Below are 21,078 nucleotides of genomic sequence, written 5' to 3' on the forward strand. Positions count from 1 at the left end.
TGGATATACGAGTCATTGTGGCAATGAGGTAGAACATGAATCCGATGTTAGCCCTTCGGCAATACCAGAAAGTCGGCGCACACGCACAGACGTCCGAAGCGAGCCCGCACCGTCTGGTGCAAATGTTGATGGAAGGCGGTCTGGAGCGCATTGCTCAGGCCAAGGGCGCCATTGAGCGCAAGGATGTTCCTGCCAAGTGCACGGCCATCAGCAAGGCCGTTGGCATCATTGGTGGCTTGTGTGAAGGCCTGGATCTGGAAAACAGCGCCGATTCGGTAGGTGAGCTCAATCAGCTCTACATTTACATGATGAAGCGACTGGCCGAAGCCAACGTCAAGAGCGACCCGAAGATTCTCGACGAGATTGCCGGCCTGCTGCGCACTGTGAAGGAAGGCTGGGACGGCATTGCTCCGCCGGGCCCCCAGTTTTAAGGAGAGCACCATGAGTCTTGTATTGCAGCGAATTGCCGATACCCGTGAAGCGTTGGTCACTGCCTTGGCCGAGCGCAATTGGGAAGCTATTGGTGAGCTGGATCTGGCTTGCCGTTCCTGCATGGAAGACGTCATGGCTGAAGCTGCACTGGATGAAGTCGCGTTGCGCGATAATCTTGAGGAGTTGCTCCATGTTTACAAGGAGCTTCTTGAGGTGGCCATGGGTGAGCGGCAGGCGATAGCCAACGAGATGTCGCAGATCACCCAAGCGCAGAAGGCGGCAAAGGTTTACCATCTGTTTGGTTAATTAACCTCCAGTTAATCCAGACATGTGCGCCATAAATTTGACTGTGCACGGTTTTTTGACTTAACTAGTGGCTGTTTTCAGATTTCAGGCGTCTACAGGCACATGGTGTCCTGCAAGCGTGTCGCTTGCCCCATTTTTCGGGCATTGAGTTGACTAGGGAAGTTGCTATTGCATGTGGCGTGAAACCAAAATTCTGCTAATCGATGACGATAGCGTCCGCCGCCGCGACCTGGCGGTGATTCTAAATTTTCTCGGTGAAGAAAATTTACCCTGCGGCAGCCATGACTGGCAGCAGGCAGTCGGCTCTTTGTCGTCTAGTCGTGAGGTCATTTGCGTACTGATCGGGACGGTTAATGCTCCTGGCGCGCTTTTGGGCTTGCTAAAGACACTCTCAACCTGGGATGAGTTCCTTCCGGTTTTGTTGATGGGCGATAATTCTTCCGTTGACTTGCCTGATGACCAGCGTCGCCGAGTGCTTTCGACCCTCGAAATGCCGCCCAGCTACAGCAAATTGCTCGATTCGCTGCACCGCGCCCAGGTCTATCGCGAAATGTATGACCAGGCCCGCGAGCGCGGTCGTCATCGCGAACCCAATCTGTTCCGCAGCCTCGTCGGCACCAGCCGGGCGATCCAGCACGTGCGTCAGATGATGCAGCAGGTCGCCGACACCGACGCCAGCGTGCTGATCCTCGGCGAGTCAGGCACGGGCAAGGAAGTGGTTGCGCGCAACCTGCATTACCACTCCAAGCGCCGCGACGCGCCATTTGTGCCGGTCAACTGCGGGGCGATCCCGGCAGAGCTGCTCGAAAGCGAGTTGTTCGGCCACGAGAAGGGCGCCTTCACTGGCGCGATCACCAGCCGTGCCGGGCGTTTCGAGCTGGCCAACGGCGGGACGCTGTTCCTCGACGAAATCGGCGACATGCCGCTGCCGATGCAGGTCAAGCTGCTGCGCGTGCTGCAGGAACGCACCTTCGAGCGCGTGGGCAGCAACAAGACCCAGAGCGTCGACGTGCGCATCATCGCCGCAACGCACAAGAATCTCGAAAGCATGATCGAGATCGGCACCTTCCGCGAAGACCTCTACTATCGCCTGAACGTGTTCCCGATCGAGATGGCCCCGCTGCGTGAGCGTGTCGAAGACATCCCGTTGCTGATGAACGAACTGATCTCGCGCATGGAGCACGAGAAGCGCGGTTCGATCCGCTTCAACTCGGCGGCGATCATGTCGCTGTGCCGTCACGGCTGGCCGGGCAATGTCCGCGAACTGGCCAACCTGGTCGAGCGCATGGCGATCATGCACCCGTACGGGGTGATCGGCGTGGTCGAGCTGCCGAAGAAATTCCGCTACGTCGATGACGAAGACGAGCAAATGGTCGACAGCCTGCGCAGCGATCTGGAAGAGCGCGTGGCCATCAACGGCCATACGCCGGACTTCACCGCCAATGCCATGCTGCCGCCGGAAGGCCTGGATCTGAAGGACTACCTCGGTGGTCTGGAGCAGGGCCTGATTCAGCAGGCGCTGGACGATGCCAATGGCATTGTGGCGCGTGCCGCAGAGCGTCTGCGTATTCGCCGTACCACGCTGGTCGAGAAGATGCGCAAGTACGGCATGAGCCGGCGCGATGGAGATGAACAGGCGGATGATTGACGCCTGTTTTTCAACTGCTTCATTTATAAGCGGTTTTTTTTAGGCACGGGTATTGCTACAGCCCTCGCAACGTTCCGTTTAACTGACGGTCAGCCAAGCGAGAAGCACAATGCCCCAAGCCGCCCAGATGTCTTCTGCCTCCAGTCCCGAGGGGCAACCGTCCTCCGTAGAACAGGCAAGCCGACAGGGTCTTGAGCAGGCCTTCGAGCTGTTCAATCAGATGTCCAGCCAGTTGACTGATTCCTACAGCATGCTCGAGGCGCGGGTGACCGAGCTCAAAGGTGAGCTGGCGGTGGTCAGTGCCCAGCGCATGCAGGAACTGGCGGAAAAAGAACGCCTGGCCAACCGTCTGCAAAACCTCCTCGATCTATTGCCCGGTGGCGTCATCGTGATTGACGGCCACGGCATGGTGCGCGAAGCCAATCCGGCTGCCATTGATCTGCTTGGCCTGCCACTGGAAGGCGAACTGTGGCGCCAGGTGATTGCGCGCTGCTTCGCCCCGCGTGAAGACGATGGTCATGAAATCTCCCTGAAAAACGGTCGGCGCCTGTCGATTGCCACCCGCTCGCTGGACGCCGAACCGGGTCAGTTGGTGCTGCTCAACGACCTGACAGAAACCCGTCATCTGCAAGATCAGCTGGCGCGACATGAGCGTCTGTCATCGCTGGGGCGCATGGTTGCCTCGCTCGCTCATCAGATCCGCACACCGCTGTCCGCTGCTCTGCTGTACGCCAGTCATTTGACTGAGCAGGAGTTGCCGGTGGCCACGCAGCAGCGTTTCGCCGGGCGCCTGAAAGAGCGCCTGCATGAGCTCGAACACCAGGTGCGCGACATGCTGGTATTCGCTCGCGGTGAATTGCCGCTGACCGATCGCCTGACTCCCGGCGCCTTGATGCAGGCCCTGCAAGCGGCGGCGCTGACCCATGTGCAGGATCTGCCAATCCGCTGGCAGTGCGACAGTCATGTCGGAGAGTTGCTGTGCAACCGCGACACTCTGGTCGGCGCGTTGTTGAACCTGATCGAAAACGCGATTCAGGCCAGCGCCGGCGATGTACGGCTGAAAGTCCACTGCTATACCCGCGACAACGCCTTGCGCATCAGCGTCAGCGACAGTGGCAGCGGCATCGAGCCCGCTGTTCTGGCACGGCTCGGCGAACCATTTTTCACCACCAAAGTGACCGGTACTGGCCTGGGCCTGACCGTGGTCAAGGCGGTGGCCCGGGCGCATCAGGGAGAATTGCAGCTACGTTCGCGGGTCGGGCGTGGCACGTGTGCGCAGGTCATCCTGCCGCTGTTTTCCGTTGTACAGGGAGCTGAGTAAAGGTCATGGGCATCAAGGTTTTGCTGGTCGAGGATGATCGTTCTTTGCGCGAGGCGCTGGCCGATACGCTGTTGCTGGCCGGCCATGATTACCATGCGGTCGGTTGCGCTGAAGACGCGTTGACGGCGGTGGCGCGAGAGGCGTTCAGTCTGGTGGTCAGCGACGTCAACATGCCCGGCATGGATGGTCATCAACTGCTCGCGTTGTTGCGGGCCCGCCAGCCGCAATTGCCGGTGTTGTTGATGACCGCCCATGGCGCCGTCGAACGCGCGGTCGATGCCATGCGCCAAGGCGCGGCGGATTATCTGGTCAAACCGTTTGAGCCCAAAGCGCTGCTGGATCTGGTGGCGCGCCATGCGTTGGGCAATATGGGCGCAAGCGAAAGCGAAGGTCCGATTGCCGTCGAGCCGGCCAGTGCACAGCTTCTCGAATTGGCGGCGCGAGTCGCACGCAGCGATTCCACCGTGTTGATCTCTGGTGAGTCGGGTACCGGTAAAGAAGTGCTGGCGCGCTACATTCACCAGCAATCCCATCGCGCCAATCAACCGTTCATTGCCATCAACTGCGCCGCGATCCCGGACAACATGCTTGAAGCAACATTGTTCGGTCACGAGAAGGGTTCATTCACCGGCGCCATCGCCGCGCAGGCAGGCAAGTTCGAACAGGCCGACGGCGGCACGCTTCTGCTCGACGAAATTTCCGAAATGCCCCTCGGCCTGCAGGCCAAGCTTTTGCGTGTGTTGCAAGAGCGTGAGGTGGAACGCGTCGGCGCGCGCAAGCCGATCACCCTCGATATCCGTGTGGTTGCGACAACCAACCGCGACTTGGCGGGCGAAGTGGCGGCGGGGCGTTTTCGTGAGGATCTGTTCTACCGTCTGTCGGTTTTCCCCCTGGCCTGGCGTCCACTTCGCGAGCGCACTGCCGATATCTTGCCGCTGGCTGAGCGCTTGTTGGCCAAACACGTCAATAAAATGAAGCATGCCGCGGCGAAACTTTCGCCTGAGGCGCAAGCGTGCCTGACCGCTTACCCATGGCCAGGCAACGTTCGTGAGCTGGATAACGCGATTCAGCGCGCGCTGATTCTGCAGCAGGGAGGTTTGATCCAGCCGCAGGATTTCTGTCTCGCCGGTGCCGTGACGTTCGCCGCGTTGCCGGTCGCAGCGCCCGCGCAAACCGTGGTTCGTGAAGTGGAAATCGACGTGGATTCCGCCGGGGCATTGGGCGATGACCTGCGCCGCCGGGAGTTTCAGATGATCATCGACACCCTGCGCACCGAGCGTGGCCGACGCAAAGAAGCGGCGGAAAAACTCGGCATCAGCCCGCGAACCCTGCGCTACAAACTCGCGCAAATGCGCGATGCGGGGATGGACGTCGAAGGCTATCTGTTCGCCACTTGATCCGTGGCGTCATGCATTGCAAACGCTTTTCTGAAGGGGTGCCCGTGAGCTGGCACCCTTGTTGCTAATACCTGTGTACCCGCCGAGTGAGTGTCAAAAAATTGCGGGCCGCCCTAGAGAGTAGACCATGAGCCAAGGTATTGAATTTAATCGGTTGATGATGGACATGCAGGCCATGAAAGTGGATGCCATGTCTGCGCCGAAATCGACGACCGCTGTCCCTGAGCTGGGAGGCAGCAGCTTTTCCGACATGCTCGGTCAGGCGATCAACAAAGTCAGCGATACCCAGACCGCGTCGACTCAGTTGGCCAACGCCTTTGAAGTGGGCAAAAGCGGTGTCGATCTGACCGACGTGATGATCGCTTCGCAGAAAGCCAGCGTGTCGTTCCAGGCTCTGACCCAGGTGCGCAACAAACTGGTTCAGGCTTATCAAGACATCATGCAGATGCCGGTATAAGGACGAGATTGAGTCATGGCAGAAGCAGTCGCCGATAATGTTCCGGCCAAGGCCACCCCGATAGACGGCAAACCGCCGTTGTTCGGCTTGTCCTTCCTGGAAAACCTCTCCGAGATGACCATGCTGCGTCAGGTAGGCCTGTTGGTCGGCCTGGCTGCGAGCGTGGCGATTGGCTTTGCCGTGGTGCTGTGGTCGCAGCAGCCGGATTACCGTCCGTTGTACGGCAGCCTTGCCGGCATGGACGCCAAACAGGTCATGGATACCCTGGCCTCCGCCGACATCCCTTACACCGTCGAACCGAACTCCGGCGCCTTGCTGGTCAAGGCCGATGATCTGTCCCGTGCGCGCCTCAAGCTCGCAGCCGCTGGTGTCACTCCCAGCGATGGCAACATCGGTTTTGAAATCCTCGACAAGGAACAGGGTCTGGGCACCAGCCAGTTCATGGAAGCGACCCGTTATCGTCGCGGCCTCGAAGGTGAACTGGCGCGGACCATTTCCAGCCTGAACAACGTCAAGGGCGCCCGCGTGCACCTGGCGATTCCGAAGAGCTCGGTGTTTGTCCGTGACGAACGCAAGCCAAGCGCTTCGGTGCTGGTTGAGCTGTACAGCGGCCGTTCGCTGGAGCCGGGTCAGGTCGTTGCGATCATCAATCTGGTGGCGACTTCCGTTCCCGAGTTGAGCAAATCGCAGATCACCGTCGTCGACCAGAAGGGCAACCTGCTCTCTGATCAGGCGGAAAACTCTGAAATGACCATGGCCGGCAAGCAATTCGATTACAGCCGTCGCATGGAAAGCATGCTCACTCAGCGCGTGCACAACATTCTGCAACCGGTACTGGGCAACGATCGCTACAAGGCTGAAGTCTCGGCCGATGTCGATTTCAGTGCCGTCGAATCTACCGCCGAGCAGTTCAACCCGGATCAACCGGCGTTGCGCAGCGAGCAGTCGGTCAACGAGCAACGCACCGCCAGCAATGGTCCGCAAGGTGTGCCGGGTGCCCTGAGCAATCAGCCACCGGCACCGGCTTCTGCGCCGCAAACCACCGGTGGCGCGGCCGCGCCGGCCAGCATGGTCCAGCCAGGTCAGCCATTGGTTGACGCCAACGGTCAGCAGATCATGGACCCGGCCACCGGCCAGCCAATGCTCGCGCCGTACCCGGCCGACAAGCGTCAACAATCGACCAAGAACTTCGAGCTCGACCGTTCGATCAGCCACACCAAGCAGCAGCAGGGTCGCCTGAATCGTCTGTCGGTGTCGGTTGTGGTCGACGATCAGGTCAAGATCAACGCGGCCAACGGTGAAACCACCCGTGCGCCGTGGAGCGCCGACGAATTGGCGCGCTTCACCCGTCTGGTGCAGGACGCCGTCGGTTTCGACGCCAGCCGTGGCGACAGCGTCAGCGTGATCAACATGCCGTTCTCCGCCGAGCGCGGTGAAGTGATTGCCGATATTCCGTTCTACTCCCAGCCATGGTTCTGGGACATCGTCAAACAAGTGCTGGGTGTGTTGTTCATCCTGGTGCTGGTGTTTGGTGTGCTGCGTCCGGTGCTCAACAACATTACCGGCGGCGGCAAAGGCAAGGAGCTGGCCGGTCTTGGCAGCGACGTGGAACTCGGCGGGATGGGCGGCCTCGATGGCGAACTTTCCAACGACCGCGTGAGCCTCGGTGGTCCGCAGAGCATTCTGTTGCCGAGCCCGAGCGAGGGTTATGACGCGCAACTGAATGCAATCAAGAGCCTTGTGGCCGAGGATCCGGGTCGTGTGGCTCAGGTCGTGAAAGAGTGGATTAACGCAGATGAGTGATAACCGAGCCGCAGCCGTCAAACTGACCAAGGTCGACAAAGCCGCGATTCTGCTGCTGTCCCTGGGTTCGACCGATGCTGCACAAGTGTTGCGCCACATGGGCCCGAAAGAGGTTCAGCGCGTCGGCGTAGCCATGGCGCAGATGGGCAACGTCCATCGCGAGCAAGTCGAACAGGTCATGAGCGAGTTCGTCGACATCGTCGGCGACCAGACCAGTCTCGGCGTTGGTTCCGACGATTACGTGCGCAAAATGCTCACCCAGGCCCTGGGTGAAGACAAGGCCAACGGCCTGATCGACCGCATCCTGCTCGGTGGCAACACCAGTGGCCTCGACAGCCTGAAATGGATGGAGCCGCGCGCGGTTGCCGACGTGATTCGTTACGAGCACCCGCAGATTCAAGCGATCGTGGTCGCGTACCTCGACCCGGATCAGGCCGGTGAAGTACTCGGCAATTTCGACCACAAAGTGCGTCTGGACATCATCCTGCGCGTGTCGTCGTTGAACACCGTGCAGCCAGCGGCACTGAAAGAACTGAACCAGATTCTCGAGAAGCAGTTCTCCGGCAACTCGAATGCCTCGCGCACCACCCTGGGTGGCATCAAGCGCGCGGCGGACATCATGAACTTCCTCGACAGCTCGATCGAAGGCCAGCTCATGGACTCGATCCGCGAAGTCGACGAAGACCTGTCCGGTCAGATCGAAGACCTCATGTTCGTGTTCAACAACCTCGCCGATGTCGACGACCGTGGCATTCAGGCGTTGCTGCGCGAAGTGTCTTCCGACGTGCTGGTGCTGGCCCTCAAGGGTTCGGACGAGGGCGTCAAAGAGAAGATCTTCAAGAACATGTCCAAACGTGCTGCCGAACTGTTGCGCGACGACCTCGAGGCCAAAGGCCCGGTGCGTGTCAGCGACGTCGAAACCGCACAGAAAGAAATCCTCACCATTGCCCGTCGTATGGCCGAAGCCGGCGAAATCGTACTCGGCGGCAAAGGTGGCGAGGAAATGATCTAAGCCCATGGACAAGCACGACGACGATGTGACGGATCTGATCCGTGCCCGCGATGTCCGTGGTTTCGAATCCTGGGCCATGCCCAGCTTCGACCCGCCGAAGCCGGAACCCGAGCCTGAACCGGAGCCCGAACCGCCGGAAATGGAAGAAGTGCCGCTGGAAGAAGTCCAGCCACTGACTCTGGAAGAACTCGAAAGCATCCGTCAGGAGGCTTACAACGAGGGCTTCGGCATCGGCGAAAAGGAAGGTTTTCACAGTGCTACGCTCAAGGTGCGTCAAGAAGCCGAGGTGGCGCTCACCGCCAAACTCGCCAGCCTTGAGCAGTTGATGGCGAACCTGTTCGAGCCCATCGCCGAGCAAGACACGCAGATCGAAAAGTCGCTGGTCGACCTCGTGCAACACATCACCAAACAGGTGATCAAGCGCGAACTGGCCATCGATTCCAGCCAGATCGAACACGTCATGCGCGATGCGCTCAAGCTGTTGCCGCTGGGCGTCGACAACGTGCGCCTGTACGTCAATCCGCAGGACTTCGAGCAAGCCAAGGCTTTGCGCGAACGTCATGAGGAAACCTGGCGCATTGTCGAAGATGAATCGCTGTTGCCGGGTGGTTGCCGGGTTGAAACCGAGCACAGCCGCATCGATGCCAGCATCGAAACCCGCGTGGCCCAGGTCATGGCCAAATTGTTCGATCAGTTGCACGAGCAAGCCTTGCACCCGGCCGAGGCGGATCTGACTCTGGATATCCCCGAAGACGTAAAACCGGCGGCCACGTCTGAAGAGCCGCTCGCGGACGAACCCGATGCGTCTTGAACGCACCAGTTTCGCCAAGCGCCTGAGCAGTTATGCCGAGGCGGTTGAAATTGCCGGCGCGCCGATTCTTGAAGGTCGCCTGCTGCGCATGGTCGGCCTCACCCTCGAAGCCGAAGGCCTGCGCGCTGCCATGGGCACCCGTTGTCTGGTGATCAATGACGACAGCTATCACCCCTCGCAGGTGGAAGCGGAAGTCATGGGGTTTTCCGGCAGCAAAGTCTTTCTGATGCCGGTCGGCAGTGTCGCCGGTATCGCCCCCGGCGCCCGCGTGGTGCCACTGGCCGATACCGGTCGGTTGCCGATGGGCATGAGCATGCTCGGTCGCGTGCTCGACGGCGCCGGTCGTGCGCTGGACGGCAAGGGCGGCATGAAGGCCGAAGACTGGGTGCCGATGGACGGCCCGACGATCAACCCGCTCAACCGTGACCCGATCAGCGAACCGCTGGACGTCGGTATCCGTTGCATCAACGGTTTGCTGACGGTCGGTCGTGGCCAGCGTCTGGGCCTGTTCGCCGGTACCGGTGTCGGTAAGTCGGTGTTGCTGGGCATGATGACCCGCTTCACCGAGGCCGACATTATTGTCGTCGGCCTGATCGGTGAGCGGGGTCGCGAAGTCAAGGAATTCATCGAGCACAGCCTCGGTGAAGAAGGCCTCAAACGTTCCGTGGTGGTTGCCTCGCCGGCGGATGACGCGCCGTTGATGCGTTTGCGCGCGGCGATGTACTGCACGCGCATCGCCGAGTATTTCCGCGACAAGGGCAAGAACGTCCTGTTGCTGATGGACTCGCTGACCCGTTTCGCTCAGGCCCAGCGGGAAATCGCCCTGGCCATCGGCGAGCCGCCAGCGACCAAGGGTTATCCGCCGTCGGTATTCGCCAAGCTGCCGAAACTGGTGGAGCGCGCCGGTAATGCGGAGAAGGGCGGTGGTTCGATCACCGCGTTCTATACCGTGTTGTCCGAGGGCGATGACCAGCAGGACCCGATTGCCGACTCGGCGCGAGGCGTACTCGACGGCCACATCGTGCTGTCCCGGCGTCTGGCCGAGGAAGGGCACTATCCGGCCATCGACATCGAAGCGTCGATCAGCCGGGTGATGCCGGCGGTGGTTTCGCCGGAGCACATGCAGCGTGCGCAGTATTTCAAACAACTGTGGTCGCGTTATCAGCAGAGTCGTGACCTGATCAGTGTCGGCGCCTATGTGGCCGGCGGCGACCGTGAAACCGACGTGGCGATTTCCCTGCAACCGCAGTTAGTCCGCTATCAGCGTCAGGGCCTCAACGACAAAATCAACATGGGTGAAAGTCAGGCCTATCTCGAAACGCTGTTCGCACCTGCGGCGGGCGGTTAACCGCTCATGGCCGCCGTCAGTCGAGCCGCGCGTCTGGCGCCGGTGGTGGACATGGCTGAAAAAGCCGAGAAAACCGCTGTGCAGCGGCTGGGTTACTTTCAGGGGCAAGTGAAGGTCGCAGAAAGCAAGCTGGCCGACCTCAATGCCTTTCGTCTGGACTACTCCGAGCAATGGATCGTACGCGGCGCCACCGGCGTGACCGGCCAATGGTTGCTGGGTTTTCAGGGCTTTCTGGCGCAGCTCGACACCGCCGTCGATCAGCAACGGCAGAGCCTTAACTGGCACCAGAAGAATCTGGACAACGCGCGTGAGGCCTGGCAACAGGCATTCGCCAAAGTCGAAGGCCTGCGCAAACTGGTGCAGCGCTACCGTGAAGAGGCGCAACGCCTCGAAGACAAGCGCGAGCAGAAGCTGCTTGATGAACTGTCCCAGCGATTGCCCCGACAGAATCCGTTCTGAAACAAAAATCAAAAGATCGCAGCCTTCGGCAGGGGATCGGTGTAGGAGCTGCCGAAGGCTGCGATCTTTTGATCTGGCTTCCTGACCTTGCCCCAACCCTGTCCAGATGCTAAACCTTGTACACGTTCGTCAATGACAAGGAAGCCAGTCAATGTCAGTCGTTGCAGAAGTATCTCCGGATGGTCAAAAACTGACGATTTCGGTCAAGGGGCGGTTCGATTTCGGGCGCCATCAGGAATTTCGCGAGTCTTATGAGCGGCTCGACAGGAAACCAGAATCCATTGTGGTCGATCTGAAAGAAGCCACCTACCTCGACAGCTCGGCACTGGGCATGTTGCTCCTGCTGCGCGATCACGCCGGCGGCGATAACTCGGACGTGCGAGTCGTCAACAGCAGCTCCGACGTGAAAAAGATCCTCGCCATCTCCAATTTCGACAAACTCTTCGACATCAGTTGACGGCCATGCAGGTGCAAGAGCCGCTGACGATCCTGATCGCCGAAGACAGCGCCGCCGATCGCTTATTGCTGTCGACCATCGTTCGTCGCCAGGGCCACGAAGTCCTGACGGCGGCCAACGGTGCCGAAGCGCTCGATCTGTTTCGCCAACAGCGACCCGATCTGGTGCTGATGGACGCGATGATGCCGGTGATGGACGGCTTCGAGGCCGCGCGGCAGATCAAGGCGCTGGCGGGCGAGACGCTGGTGCCGATCATCTTCCTCACCTCGCTCACTGAAAGCGAAGCGCTGGTGCGTTGTCTGGATGCCGGCGGCGACGACTTTCTGGCGAAGCCCTACAACCAAGTGATCCTTGCCGCCAAAATCAAGGCGATGGACCGCTTGCGCCGGTTACAGGCGACCGTGCTGCAGCAGCGCGATCTGATTGCCAAACACCACGATTACCTGCTCAACGAACAACGCGTGGCCAAAGCGGTGTTCGACAAGGTTGCGCACTCCGGCTGCCTCAGTGCACCGAACATCCGTTATCTGCAATCGCCTTACGCGCTGTTCAACGGTGACTTGTTGCTGGCGGCGTACACCCCGGCCGGCGACATGCATGTGCTGCTCGGCGACTTCACCGGCCATGGGTTGCCGGCTGCGGTCGGCGCGATGCCGTTGGCCGAAGTGTTCTACGGCATGACCGCCAAGGGCTACGGCCTCGCCGAAACCCTGCGCGAGATGAACGCCAAGCTCAAGCGCATCCTGCCGGTGGACATGTTCTGCTGCGCGACGCTGCTGTGCCTGAGTTCTCAACGGCGCTCGGTCGAAGTGTGGAATGGCGGCATGCCCGACGGCTATCTGCACCGGATCGCCACGGGCGAGCGCGTGCCGTTGGCCGCGCGGCATCTGCCGTTGGGAGTGCTCAGTCCCCAAGCGTTCGACGATTGCACTGAAGTTCATCCGATGGCAGTCGGTGACCGGGTTTTCCTGTTGTCCGACGGGGTGATCGACACCAGCGATGCCAGTGATCAATTGTTCGGCGTCGAGCGCTTGCAGCAGGTGTTCGCCGCCAACCGCGAGCCGGATCGCTTGTTCGAGGACATCGAGCAGGCACTGCGGGATTTTCGCGGCGAGGCGCGCGATGACGTCAGCATGGTCGAGGTCAGCCTGTTGGAGCCGGCGCAGGTCAAGCCCTCGGCACCGGTGTATTCCGACAGCGGCCAGTCGTGCCCGCTGGACTGGTCGGTAAGCTTCGAGTTTTGCGGCGCCACGCTCAAACGTTTCAATCCGTTGCCGTACCTGCTGCAGTTGCTGCTTGAGGTGCATGGATTGCGGGCGCAGAGTGGTGCTTTGTACAGCGTGCTGGCGGAGTTGTATTCCAATGCGCTCGAGCACGGCGTGCTCGGGCTGGATTCCAGTCTCAAGCGCGATGCGGCGGGTTTCGCTCGCTACTATCAGCAGCGCAACGATCGGCTGGAGGCGTTGCAGGACGGTTTCGTGCGCGTGCATTTGCAGGTGCAGCCGCAGGGCGACGGCGGTCGTCTGGTGATTCGGGTGGACGACAGTGGTAAGGGCTTCGATGTGGCGCGGGTGATGGATCGACCGCTGGACGGTGTCCGTTTGTCGGGACGTGGTGTCAGCCTGGTCCGGCAATTGGGGCGCAACGCCAGTTGGTCGGACGAAGGTCGTAGTGCCCGCGTGGAGTTTTCCTGGGAGGTTCAGGCATAATCCGCGCAATTCTTGATCAAGGAGTGAACAAGTGGCTGACACACATATTGATCGCGAGGCGCTCAGCGTACTGCGCGAAGTCATGGAGGAGGGTTATCCGGAGCTTCTGGATACCTTTCTGGCGGATTCCGAAAGTCGCTTGGGCGAGTTGCAAAAGACCTCTGATGCCAAGGTGTTGTCGGAAGTTGCCCATAGTTTCAAGGGCAGCGCCAGCAACATGGGCGCTGTCCGTTTGGCGGCACTCTGCCAGGAACTCGAATCGGACGCCAAAGACAAGAGTCCGGCGGAAATAGTCAAACTGGTCGCTGAGATCAGTGGCGAATTTGCTGAAGTTCGCCCGGTTTACGAAAGCGAAAAACATCCCGCTCACACCCACTGATCCCGCCGTCCGGCGCTTTTCTCAAGCGCCGGACAAAACTGGCCCGGCACTTGCAGTTATCTCCGCAACTGTACCTACGATCCCAGTGCAGCGGAGACCGTTTCATGCCTGCGACCCCCAACATCCTTCTTCAAAACGCCGCTCAGGCCAAGGCGCAAGCCGCTTCTGCCAAAACGTCGGCGATGGCCGTAGACACCGGGGATAAAGCCTCAAGCTTCGCGAAAGTGTTCGCCGATCAGGGGTCGAGCAAGCCTGTTGCAGCCGCTGACAATTCGCCCAAGTCGCCGCGCGACAAGGTCGCTGACAACAGCGGTAAAAAGGACGTTGGCAAGGATCCATCTGCCGCTGCGCAACCGGCGGTTGCCGATAGCGGCAACGACTTGCCAGCCGATAAAACCGCCGCGAGCGATGACACCACTGCCAGCAGCGACGACAGCACGGACACTTCTCAGCCAGCAGTGGTTGATGCCGCGCCCGTTGACCCGGCACTCGATCCGGCATTGGCAATCGCTGTGCAGCCGGTGACCACGCCGCCCGTGGTGCCGACCCCGGTTGCCACCGCCCAGCCTGAAACCGCCCCCCCTGCGCTCGCCGCATTGCCGAGCGTGGTCAAAGACCCGGCGCCTGCCACTGACAGTGATTTCGATCCTTCGGCGGACCCCCTCGACTCGCTGCCAGTGGTGCGTATGGCGATGGAGCAGGGCGGGCACATTTCCGCTGCCAGCCAGGCGCAACCGAAAGCCTCGCCAGCTCAGGCTCAGGCCGACGGTGAGCTGACGGCGGCGCAGAATTTTGCGGCCGGCATGGCCGGTATGCTCGACGTGCAAGCCGACAAGGACAGCACCAGTCAGGGCGGTGACAAGGCTTTCAGTGGTTTGATCGATGACGGTCTCAAAGACCTCAAGACTGCGACCAGCGATACCCGTGTCGATGACTTCGCCAACCGTCTGGCGGCACTGACTCAGGCCGCGACACCGAAGACCGCCAACGCGGTACCGGTGAATCAACCAATTGCCATGCATCAGAGCGGCTGGACCGAAGAAGTGGTCAACCGCGTCATGTATCTGTCGAGCGCCAATCTGAAGGCGGCGGACATTCAATTGCAGCCGGCCGAACTCGGGCGTCTGGATATCCGCGTGAACATGGTACCGGATCAGCAGACACAGGTGACCTTCATGAGCGCGCATCCAAGTGTGCGCGAAGCACTTGACGGCCAGATGCATCGCCTGCGTGACATGTTCAACCAGCAGGGCATGGGCCAGGTTGACGTCAATGTCTCCGACCAGAGCCGTGGCTGGCAGGGCCAGCAAGGCCAGGAGCAGGCGCAGCAGGGCCAGAGTGGCCGCACCAGCGCGGCCGGCGGTCGCCTCGATTCGGCGGATGAAGAATTGGCGCCTGCCGCCATTGCTGAAGCCGCTGCTCAAACTACCAGCGTGATTGGCTCCAGCGCGGTCGACTACTACGCCTGACGTTTGCGAGGACATTAAAAGATCGCAGCCTCCGGCAGCTCCTACAGGATGTACACGCGCCTATGTAGGAGCTGCCGAAGGCTGCGATCTTTTGCTTTGTGCTTCTAGCCGTTCCTCCAATTCCTGGCTTCGACACTTCTGGCATAACACTTGCTCTTGCCTTGCCGTGCGACTGTGAAAACCCGATTAGTGACGGATTATTGGCATGGCGAAGAGCGAAACAGCAGCAGTGAAAGACCCCGCAACCAAAGGCAAACTCAAGCTGATCATTGTGATCGTGCTGGCATTGCTATTGGCCATTGGTGCATCCGTGGGGGCGACCTGGTTCTTCATGCACAGTGCCCAGAGCAAGCCTGCCGAGGCCGCCGATGCAGCGCCCGTCGGCAAGCAACCGGCGATTTTCGAGCCGATGGCGCCGGCGTTTGTCGCCAACTACAACCAGAACGGTCGTCAGCGCTACATGCAGGTGAGCCTCACCATGCTGGCGCGTAACCAGGCCGATCTGGACGCGCTCAAAGTGCACATGCCGGTGATCCGCAACAACCTGGTAATGCTCTTCTCCGGTCAGGATTTCGCCACACTGGCGACCCCGGTCGGCCAGGAGATGTTGCGCCAGAAGGCCACAGCCAGCGTCCAGGAAGTGGCGCAGAAAGAGCTGGGCAAAGTGGTGATCGAACAGTTGCTTTTCACTAATTTCGTACTGCAGTAGGAACACGACATGGCCGTGCAGGATCTGCTGTCCCAGGATGAAATCGACGCGCTGTTGCATGGCGTCGACGATGGTCTGGTACAGACCGATAACGCTGCCGAACCCGGCAGTGTCAAAAGCTACGACCTGACCAGCCAGGATCGCATCGTCCGTGGACGCATGCCGACTCTGGAAATGATCAACGAGCGTTTTGCCCGTTACACCCGCATCAGCATGTTCAACATGCTGCGCCGCTCGGCGGACGTTGCCGTCGGTGGCGTACAGGTGATGAAGTTCGGCGAATACGTGCACTCGCTGTACGTACCGACCAGCCTCAATCTGGTCAAGATCAAGCCGTTGCGCGGCACCGCGCTGTTCATCCTTGACGCCAAACTGGTGTTCAAACTGGTGGACAACTTCTTCGGTGGCGACGGCCGTCACGCCAAGATCGAAGGGCGTGAATTCACCCCGACCGAACTGCGCGTGGTGCGCATGGTGCTGGAACAGGCTTTCGTCGATTTGAAAGAAGCCTGGCAGGCAATCATGGAAGTCAATTTCGAGTACATCAACTCGGAAGTGAACCCGGCCATGGCCAACATCGTCGGCCCGAGCGAAGCGATTGTGGTGTCGACCTTCCACATCGAACTCGATGGCGGTGGCGGCGACCTGCACGTGACCATGCCGTACTCGATGATCGAGCCGGTGCGTGAAATGCTCGATGCCGGTTTCCAGTCCGACCTCGACGATCAGGACGAGCGCTGGGTCAACGCCCTGCGTCAGGACGTGCTCGATGTCGACGTGCCGATCGGTGCCACCGTCGCTCGCCGCCAGTTGAAGTTGCGCGACATCCTGCACATGCAACCGGGGGATGTGATCCCGGTCGAGATGCCGGACGAAATGATCATGCGCGCCAACGGCGTGCCGGCCTTCAAGGTCAAGATGGGCTCGCACAAAGGCAACCTCGCGTTGCAAGTGATCGAGCCGATCGAGCGTCGCTGAAGCGGCGCCACACCCCCTTTTTTGCATTAACTGAATTGTTGCCCGCCGAGGACACATGATGAACGACGATATGAACGCCCAGGACGACCAGGCACTGGCTGACGAATGGGCTGCGGCCCTGGAAGAAACCGGTGATGGTCAAGCTGACATCGACGCACTGCTGGCGGCCGACGCGGCCAGCGGCTCGCGTCTGCCGATGGAAGAGTTCGGCAGCGTGCCGAAAAATAACGATCCAGTGACGCTGGATGGTCCGAACCTGGACGTCATCCTCGACATCCCGGTATCGATCTCGATGGAAGTGGGCAGCACTGACATCAACATCCGCAACCTGCTGCAACTCAACCAGGGTTCGGTGATCGAGCTCGATCGTCTGGCTGGTGAGCCACTGGACGTGCTGGTCAATGGCACGCTGATCGCGCACGGCGAAGTGGTTGTGGTCAACGAGAAGTTCGGCATCCGCCTGACTGACGTGATCAGCCCAAGCGAACGCATCAAGAAGCTGCGCTGAGTGAAAAGGTTTCTCTGGGCTCTGTTGGCCTTGCCGCTGAGCGTGCTGGCTGCTGAGCCGTCGACAGCCACGACAGTGCCTGCCGCTACCGCGCCGATGGTGACCAGCGGCGTGGCTGGGCAATTGACGCAACTGGTGTTCGGCCTGCTGCTGGTGCTGGGGGTGATTTTTTTCCTCGCCTGGCTGTTGCGTCGCGTGCAGCAGGCGGGTCCTGCCGGGAAGGGGCAAGTGATCGAGCTGATCGGGTCGCGCGCACTGAGTCCGCGTGACCGCTTGCTGCTGGTCCAGGTCGGCAACGAGCAGATCCTGCTCGGGCTCAGCCCCGGCACCATCACCGCGCTGCATGTGCTCAAGGAACCGGTCGACGTGCCTGCGACCAGTGAAAAAGCGACCCCGGAATTTGCCCAGCAGCTGCTGAAGATTCTCGGCAAGGATCAGAAGGATACGAAGTAATGGGTGCGTTACGCATCGTCTTGACGCTGGCCCTGTTGCTGGCCGCGCCACTGGCGTTCGCCGCCGATCCGTTGTCGATCCCGGCGATCACGCTGGGCACCAACGCCGATGGCGCGCAGGAGTATTCGGTCAGTCTGCAGATCCTGCTGATCATGACCGCGCTGAGCTTTATCCCGGCGGCGGTCATCCTGATGACCAGTTTCACCCGGATCATCATCGTCTTCTCGATCCTGCGTCAGGCCCTCGGTCTGCAACAGACGCCGTCGAACCAGATCCTCACCGGCATGGCGCTGTTCCTGACGCTGTTCATCATGGCGCCGGTATTCGACCGGGTGAACAACGATGCGCTGCAACCGTACCTGGCGGAAAAACTCACCGCTCAGCAAGCGGTGGAAAAGGCTCAGGTGCCGATCAAGGACTTCATGCTCGCGCAGACCCGCACCAGCGACCTTGAGCTGTTCATGCGCCTGTCCAAGCGCACCGACATCGCCACGCCGGATCAGGCACCGTTGACCATTCTCGTACCGGCCTTTGTCACGTCTGAGCTTAAAACGGCGTTCCAGATCGGCTTCATGATCTTCATTCCGTTCCTGATCATCGACCTCGTTGTGGCCAGTGTGCTGATGGCGATGGGTATGATGATGCTGTCGCCGCTGATCATTTCGCTGCCGTTCAAGATCATGCTGTTCGTGCTGGTTGATGGTTGGGCGCTGATCATCGGCACCCTGGCCAGCAGTTTCGGAGGTGTCTCGCCATGACGCCGGAAGTCGCGGTCGATATCTTTCGTGAAGCGCTGTGGCTGACCACTTTGATGGTCGCGATCCTGGTGGTGCCGAGCCTGTTGGTCGGCCTGCTGGTGGCAATGTTCCAGGCCGCGACGCAGATCAACGAACAGACTCTGAGCTTCCTGCCGCGTCTGCTGGTGATGCTGGTGACGCTGATCGTCGCCGGTCCGTGGATCGTGCAGACGTTCATGGAATACATCATCCAGTTGTACAAAAACATTCCGATGGTCATCGGCTAAGCCATGCAATCGCTGCTTCAGCTGACCGACACCCAGATCAGTACCTGGGTGGCCTCGTTCATGTTGCCGCTGTTTCGCGTCGCGTCGATGCTGATGGTGATGCCGGTGTTCGGCACCACGCTGGTGTCGCGGCGGATACGCCTGTATTTCGCCGTGGCGATTACCGTGTGCATTGCCCCGGGCCTGCCGCCCATGCCGGCGGTCAGCCCTCTGGATCTGAGCGGTTTGCTGCTGATTGCCGAACAGATTCTGGTGGGTGCCGTGCTGGGGTTTTCCCTGCAGCTGTTCTTCCAGGCGTTCGCCGTGGCCGGGCAGATTGTCGCGATCCAGATGGGCATGGGCTTCGCCTCGATGGTCGACCCGGCCAACGGCGTCTCGGTGGCGGTGATCGGGCAGTTCTTTACCATGCTCGTGACCCTGTTGTTCCTGTCGATGAACGGCCATCTGGTGGTCTTCGAAGTCCTCACCGAAAGTTTCACCACGCTGCCGGTCGGTGGCGGATTAATGACGGCGCAGTACTGGGAATTGGCCGGCAAGCTCGGGTGGGTGCTGGGCGCAGCGTTGTTGCTGGTGTTGCCGGCTGTCACCGCGTTGCTGGTGGTCAACATCGCATTTGGCGTGATGACCCGTGCAGCGCCGCAATTGAACATTTTCTCCATCGGTTTCCCACTGACCCTGGTGCTCGGGCTGTTCATCGTCTGGGTGGGGCTGGCGGACATTCTCAATCAGTATCAGCCGCTGGCCACCGAGGCCTTGCAGTTGTTACGCGAACTGGCACGGGCGCGCTGAGTCATGGCTGAGAGCGAAAGCGGTCAGGACAAAACAGAAGACCCCACGGAGAAACGTAAAAAGGACTCCAGGGAAAAGGGTGAGATCGCCCGCTCCAAAGAACTCAACACCCTTGCCGTGATGATGGCTGGTGCCGGCGCCCTGCTGGTGTTCGGCGGTATGCTGGCCGAAGACCTGATGGAACTGATGCGCATGAACTTCACGCTGTCGCGTGAGGTGATCATGGATCAGGGTTCCATGGGCGCATTTTTGTTGAAGTCGGGTCAGATGGCGTTGTTGGCCATCCAGCCGTTCATGATCACGTTATTGCTGGCGGCATTGATCGGGCCGATTTCTCTGGGTGGCTGGTTGTTTGCGGCCGGCTCCATGGCACCCAAGTTCAGCCGGATGAACCCGGCGGCCGGCCTGAAGCGGATGTTTTCGTTCAAGGCTGTGGTCGAACTGCTCAAGGCGCTGGCCAAGTTTCTGGTCACTTTGGGTGTGGCACTGGTGGTGCTGATGTCGGACGTCGATGACCTGATGCGGATCGCCCATGAGCCGCTGGAGATGGCGATCATTCACAGCGTTACGTTGGTTGGCTGGAGCACTTTGTGGCTCGCCTGCGGCCTGATCATCATCGCCGCCGTCGACGTGCCGGTGCAGCTCTGGGAGGCGCACAAGAAACTGCTGATGACCAAGCAGGAAGTGCGCGACGAGCACAAGGATCAGGAAGGTCGCCCAGAGGTTAAACAGCGCATCCGCCAGACCCAGCGCGAAATGTCCCAGCGCCGGATGATGGCGGCGATTCCCGACGCCGACGTGGTCATCACCAACCCGACGCACTACGCTGTCGCGCTCAAGTACGATTCCGAAAAGGGCGGCGCGCCCATACTGTTGGCCAAGGGCAGCGACTTCCTCGCCCTGAAAATCCGCGAAATCGCCGTGGCCAACAACGTCATGCTCCTTGAATCGCCGGGGCTGGCGCGGTCGATTTACTACTCCACCGAGCTGGATCAGGAAATTCCTGGTGGCCTCTACCTGGCGGTTGCCCAGGTGCTGGCCTACGTCTACCAGATCCGCCAGTACCGTGCGGGCAAGGGCAAACGCCCGGATCCGCTCAAGGACGATTTGCCGATTCCACCGGATCTGCGCCGCGATTCCTGATTTCTCCCCTCATGCCTTTTGTCTCTGATCGTTCCCACGCAGAGCGTGGGAACGCAGCCCGGGGCGCTCCGCGTCCCTTTCCCAGAGCCGAACGCGGAGCGTCCGTTGAGGCATTCCCACGCAGAGCGTGGGAACGATCTGTGACCGAACTAATTCGGCAACTGCAGATTATCCAGCGCCCGATTCACCGCCAGCTCCCCGAGCATGATCAATTGCGCGATGCCCTGCAGCGTTCTGCGCTGCGAGGCCGGTATGAGATTGGCGAAGTCGTTGGCGATGGTTCTGGCGCAAGCGAGGGTTTCGCAGGCGTCGGCCAGCAGTTCTTCATTTTTGAAGTCTGCGGTTACGGCATACATCGAGCGGGTTTTGCGTGGCGGCGGCGTGGCGCCGGGTGGGCAGAGGTAGTGGTCGAGGGCGCGGTCGGCGGCTTCGTGGAGTTTTTTTGAGTCGAGGGATTCGTAGGGGG

24 protein-coding genes are annotated in these 21,078 nt (G+C 60.3%); 23 read left to right on the forward strand and 1 reads right to left on the reverse strand.

All coding sequences use genetic code 11. The features are described from left to right. The first annotated feature begins 35 nt into the window (after positions 1 to 35). The 23 genes from fliS (at position 36) to flhB (ending at position 20,612) form a co-directional block, all read left to right on the forward strand. Complete coding sequence (gene fliS, locus CQ009_RS26130) at positions 36 to 431, forward strand: flagellar export chaperone FliS (protein ID WP_064390854.1); 396 nt, start codon at positions 36 to 38, stop codon at positions 429 to 431. 10 nt (positions 432 to 441) lie between these two features. Then, positions 442 to 738: a hypothetical protein gene (locus tag CQ009_RS26135; RefSeq protein ID WP_016984299.1), complete on the forward strand. Its 297-nt coding sequence runs from the start codon at positions 442 to 444 to the stop codon at positions 736 to 738. A 172-nt stretch (positions 739 to 910) separates the two neighbouring features. Then, complete coding sequence (locus CQ009_RS26140) at positions 911 to 2,386, forward strand: sigma-54 dependent transcriptional regulator (RefSeq protein WP_064390855.1); 1,476 nt, start codon at positions 911 to 913, stop codon at positions 2,384 to 2,386. 127 nt (positions 2,387 to 2,513) lie between these two features. Then, a complete protein-coding gene (locus CQ009_RS26145; RefSeq protein ID WP_177431003.1) occupies positions 2,514 to 3,707 on the forward strand; it encodes a PAS domain-containing sensor histidine kinase in 1,194 nt (397 codons plus the stop codon). A 5-nt stretch (positions 3,708 to 3,712) separates the two neighbouring features. Then, positions 3,713 to 5,104: a sigma-54 dependent transcriptional regulator gene (locus tag CQ009_RS26150; protein WP_105709134.1), complete on the forward strand. Its 1,392-nt coding sequence runs from the start codon at positions 3,713 to 3,715 to the stop codon at positions 5,102 to 5,104. A 127-nt stretch (positions 5,105 to 5,231) separates the two neighbouring features. Then, positions 5,232 to 5,561, forward strand: a complete 330-nt coding sequence (fliE, locus tag CQ009_RS26155) for a flagellar hook-basal body complex protein FliE (protein WP_064390858.1) — start codon at positions 5,232 to 5,234, stop codon at positions 5,559 to 5,561. A gap of 15 nt (positions 5,562 to 5,576) precedes the next feature. Then, positions 5,577 to 7,364, forward strand: coding sequence for a flagellar basal-body MS-ring/collar protein FliF (gene fliF / locus CQ009_RS26160; RefSeq protein WP_105709135.1), 1,788 nt, complete (start codon positions 5,577 to 5,579; stop codon positions 7,362 to 7,364). Next, positions 7,357 to 8,376, forward strand: a complete 1,020-nt coding sequence (fliG, locus tag CQ009_RS26165; RefSeq protein WP_039761172.1) for a flagellar motor switch protein FliG — start codon at positions 7,357 to 7,359, stop codon at positions 8,374 to 8,376. Before fliF ends, fliG begins: the two co-directional genes overlap by 8 nt. Positions 8,377 to 8,380: 4 nt before the next feature. Then, complete coding sequence (fliH, locus tag CQ009_RS26170; RefSeq protein ID WP_105709136.1) at positions 8,381 to 9,187, forward strand: flagellar assembly protein FliH; 807 nt, start codon at positions 8,381 to 8,383, stop codon at positions 9,185 to 9,187. Continuing rightward, positions 9,177 to 10,535, forward strand: a complete 1,359-nt coding sequence (gene fliI / locus CQ009_RS26175; protein ID WP_105709137.1) for a flagellar protein export ATPase FliI — start codon at positions 9,177 to 9,179, stop codon at positions 10,533 to 10,535. Before fliH ends, fliI begins: the two co-directional genes overlap by 11 nt. 6 nt (positions 10,536 to 10,541) lie before the next feature. Further along, a complete protein-coding gene (fliJ, locus tag CQ009_RS26180; protein ID WP_064390862.1) occupies positions 10,542 to 10,994 on the forward strand; it encodes a flagellar export protein FliJ in 453 nt (150 codons plus the stop codon). Between the two features lie 151 nt (positions 10,995 to 11,145). Then, positions 11,146 to 11,451, forward strand: a complete 306-nt coding sequence (locus CQ009_RS26185; protein WP_064390863.1) for an STAS domain-containing protein — start codon at positions 11,146 to 11,148, stop codon at positions 11,449 to 11,451. A 5-nt stretch (positions 11,452 to 11,456) separates the two neighbouring features. Then, complete coding sequence (locus tag CQ009_RS26190) at positions 11,457 to 13,160, forward strand: fused response regulator/phosphatase (RefSeq protein ID WP_064390864.1); 1,704 nt, start codon at positions 11,457 to 11,459, stop codon at positions 13,158 to 13,160. A 31-nt stretch (positions 13,161 to 13,191) separates the two neighbouring features. Then, positions 13,192 to 13,539: an Hpt domain-containing protein gene (locus tag CQ009_RS26195; protein WP_105709138.1), complete on the forward strand. Its 348-nt coding sequence runs from the start codon at positions 13,192 to 13,194 to the stop codon at positions 13,537 to 13,539. Between the two features lie 104 nt (positions 13,540 to 13,643). After that, the gene (locus tag CQ009_RS26200; protein WP_105709139.1) at positions 13,644 to 15,008 is read left to right on the forward strand and encodes a flagellar hook-length control protein FliK; all 1,365 of its coding nucleotides are present in this window, start codon (positions 13,644 to 13,646) and stop codon (positions 15,006 to 15,008) included. 205 nt (positions 15,009 to 15,213) lie between these two features. Then, complete coding sequence (gene fliL / locus CQ009_RS26205; RefSeq protein WP_064390867.1) at positions 15,214 to 15,717, forward strand: flagellar basal body-associated protein FliL; 504 nt, start codon at positions 15,214 to 15,216, stop codon at positions 15,715 to 15,717. Positions 15,718 to 15,726: 9 nt separating this feature from the next. After that, complete coding sequence (gene fliM, locus CQ009_RS26210; RefSeq protein WP_007920032.1) at positions 15,727 to 16,695, forward strand: flagellar motor switch protein FliM; 969 nt, start codon at positions 15,727 to 15,729, stop codon at positions 16,693 to 16,695. Positions 16,696 to 16,753: 58 nt separating this feature from the next. Next, entirely contained in the window at positions 16,754 to 17,203 is a 450-nt protein-coding gene (fliN, locus tag CQ009_RS26215) for a flagellar motor switch protein FliN (protein WP_007920031.1), read from the forward strand. Beyond that, positions 17,204 to 17,656, forward strand: a complete 453-nt coding sequence (fliO, locus tag CQ009_RS26220; RefSeq protein WP_064390868.1) for a flagellar biosynthetic protein FliO — start codon at positions 17,204 to 17,206, stop codon at positions 17,654 to 17,656. Continuing rightward, entirely contained in the window at positions 17,656 to 18,414 is a 759-nt protein-coding gene (gene fliP / locus CQ009_RS26225) for a flagellar type III secretion system pore protein FliP (protein ID WP_007920027.1), read from the forward strand. The genes fliO and fliP overlap by 1 nt, the downstream gene beginning before the upstream one ends. Then, positions 18,411 to 18,680, forward strand: a complete 270-nt coding sequence (gene fliQ, locus CQ009_RS26230; protein WP_007920026.1) for a flagellar biosynthesis protein FliQ — start codon at positions 18,411 to 18,413, stop codon at positions 18,678 to 18,680. Before fliP ends, fliQ begins: the two co-directional genes overlap by 4 nt. Positions 18,681 to 18,683: 3 nt before the next feature. Continuing rightward, positions 18,684 to 19,469, forward strand: a complete 786-nt coding sequence (fliR, locus tag CQ009_RS26235; RefSeq protein WP_064390869.1) for a flagellar biosynthetic protein FliR — start codon at positions 18,684 to 18,686, stop codon at positions 19,467 to 19,469. A gap of 3 nt (positions 19,470 to 19,472) precedes the next feature. Then, positions 19,473 to 20,612, forward strand: coding sequence for a flagellar biosynthesis protein FlhB (gene flhB, locus CQ009_RS26240; RefSeq protein WP_064390870.1), 1,140 nt, complete (start codon positions 19,473 to 19,475; stop codon positions 20,610 to 20,612). Positions 20,613 to 20,761: 149 nt separating this feature from the next. On the opposite strand, the gene CQ009_RS26245 is transcribed toward flhB, so the two are convergent. Beyond that, the coding region (locus CQ009_RS26245; RefSeq protein WP_105709140.1) for a DUF6124 family protein at positions 20,762 to 21,078 on the reverse strand (317 nt) is incomplete at its 5' end.

Source organism: Pseudomonas sp. MYb2, assembly GCF_002979955.1.
Classification (GTDB): domain Bacteria; phylum Pseudomonadota; class Gammaproteobacteria; order Pseudomonadales; family Pseudomonadaceae; genus Aquipseudomonas.

Bases quoted from the DNA above. Each gene is read 5' to 3' on its own strand.
- fliS (WP_064390854.1), top strand. From the start codon at position 36: ATGAATCCGATGTTAGCCCTTCGGCAATACCAGAAAGTCGGCGCACAC.
- CQ009_RS26135 (WP_016984299.1), top strand. From the start codon at position 442: ATGAGTCTTGTATTGCAGCGAATTGCCGATACCCGTGAAGCGTTGGTC.
- CQ009_RS26140 (WP_064390855.1), top strand. From the start codon at position 911: ATGTGGCGTGAAACCAAAATTCTGCTAATCGATGACGATAGCGTCCGC.
- CQ009_RS26145 (WP_177431003.1), top strand. From the start codon at position 2,514: ATGTCTTCTGCCTCCAGTCCCGAGGGGCAACCGTCCTCCGTAGAACAG.
- CQ009_RS26150 (WP_105709134.1), top strand. From the start codon at position 3,713: ATGGGCATCAAGGTTTTGCTGGTCGAGGATGATCGTTCTTTGCGCGAG.
- fliE (WP_064390858.1), top strand. From the start codon at position 5,232: ATGAGCCAAGGTATTGAATTTAATCGGTTGATGATGGACATGCAGGCC.
- fliF (WP_105709135.1), top strand. From the start codon at position 5,577: ATGGCAGAAGCAGTCGCCGATAATGTTCCGGCCAAGGCCACCCCGATA.
- fliG (WP_039761172.1), top strand. From the start codon at position 7,357: ATGAGTGATAACCGAGCCGCAGCCGTCAAACTGACCAAGGTCGACAAA.
- fliH (WP_105709136.1), top strand. From the start codon at position 8,381: ATGGACAAGCACGACGACGATGTGACGGATCTGATCCGTGCCCGCGAT.
- fliI (WP_105709137.1), top strand. From the start codon at position 9,177: ATGCGTCTTGAACGCACCAGTTTCGCCAAGCGCCTGAGCAGTTATGCC.
- fliJ (WP_064390862.1), top strand. From the start codon at position 10,542: ATGGCCGCCGTCAGTCGAGCCGCGCGTCTGGCGCCGGTGGTGGACATG.
- CQ009_RS26185 (WP_064390863.1), top strand. From the start codon at position 11,146: ATGTCAGTCGTTGCAGAAGTATCTCCGGATGGTCAAAAACTGACGATT.
- CQ009_RS26190 (WP_064390864.1), top strand. From the start codon at position 11,457: ATGCAGGTGCAAGAGCCGCTGACGATCCTGATCGCCGAAGACAGCGCC.
- CQ009_RS26200 (WP_105709139.1), top strand. From the start codon at position 13,644: ATGCCTGCGACCCCCAACATCCTTCTTCAAAACGCCGCTCAGGCCAAG.
- fliL (WP_064390867.1), top strand. From the start codon at position 15,214: ATGGCGAAGAGCGAAACAGCAGCAGTGAAAGACCCCGCAACCAAAGGC.
- fliM (WP_007920032.1), top strand. From the start codon at position 15,727: ATGGCCGTGCAGGATCTGCTGTCCCAGGATGAAATCGACGCGCTGTTG.
- fliN (WP_007920031.1), top strand. From the start codon at position 16,754: ATGAACGACGATATGAACGCCCAGGACGACCAGGCACTGGCTGACGAA.
- fliP (WP_007920027.1), top strand. From the start codon at position 17,656: ATGGGTGCGTTACGCATCGTCTTGACGCTGGCCCTGTTGCTGGCCGCG.
- fliQ (WP_007920026.1), top strand. From the start codon at position 18,411: ATGACGCCGGAAGTCGCGGTCGATATCTTTCGTGAAGCGCTGTGGCTG.
- fliR (WP_064390869.1), top strand. From the start codon at position 18,684: ATGCAATCGCTGCTTCAGCTGACCGACACCCAGATCAGTACCTGGGTG.
- flhB (WP_064390870.1), top strand. From the start codon at position 19,473: ATGGCTGAGAGCGAAAGCGGTCAGGACAAAACAGAAGACCCCACGGAG.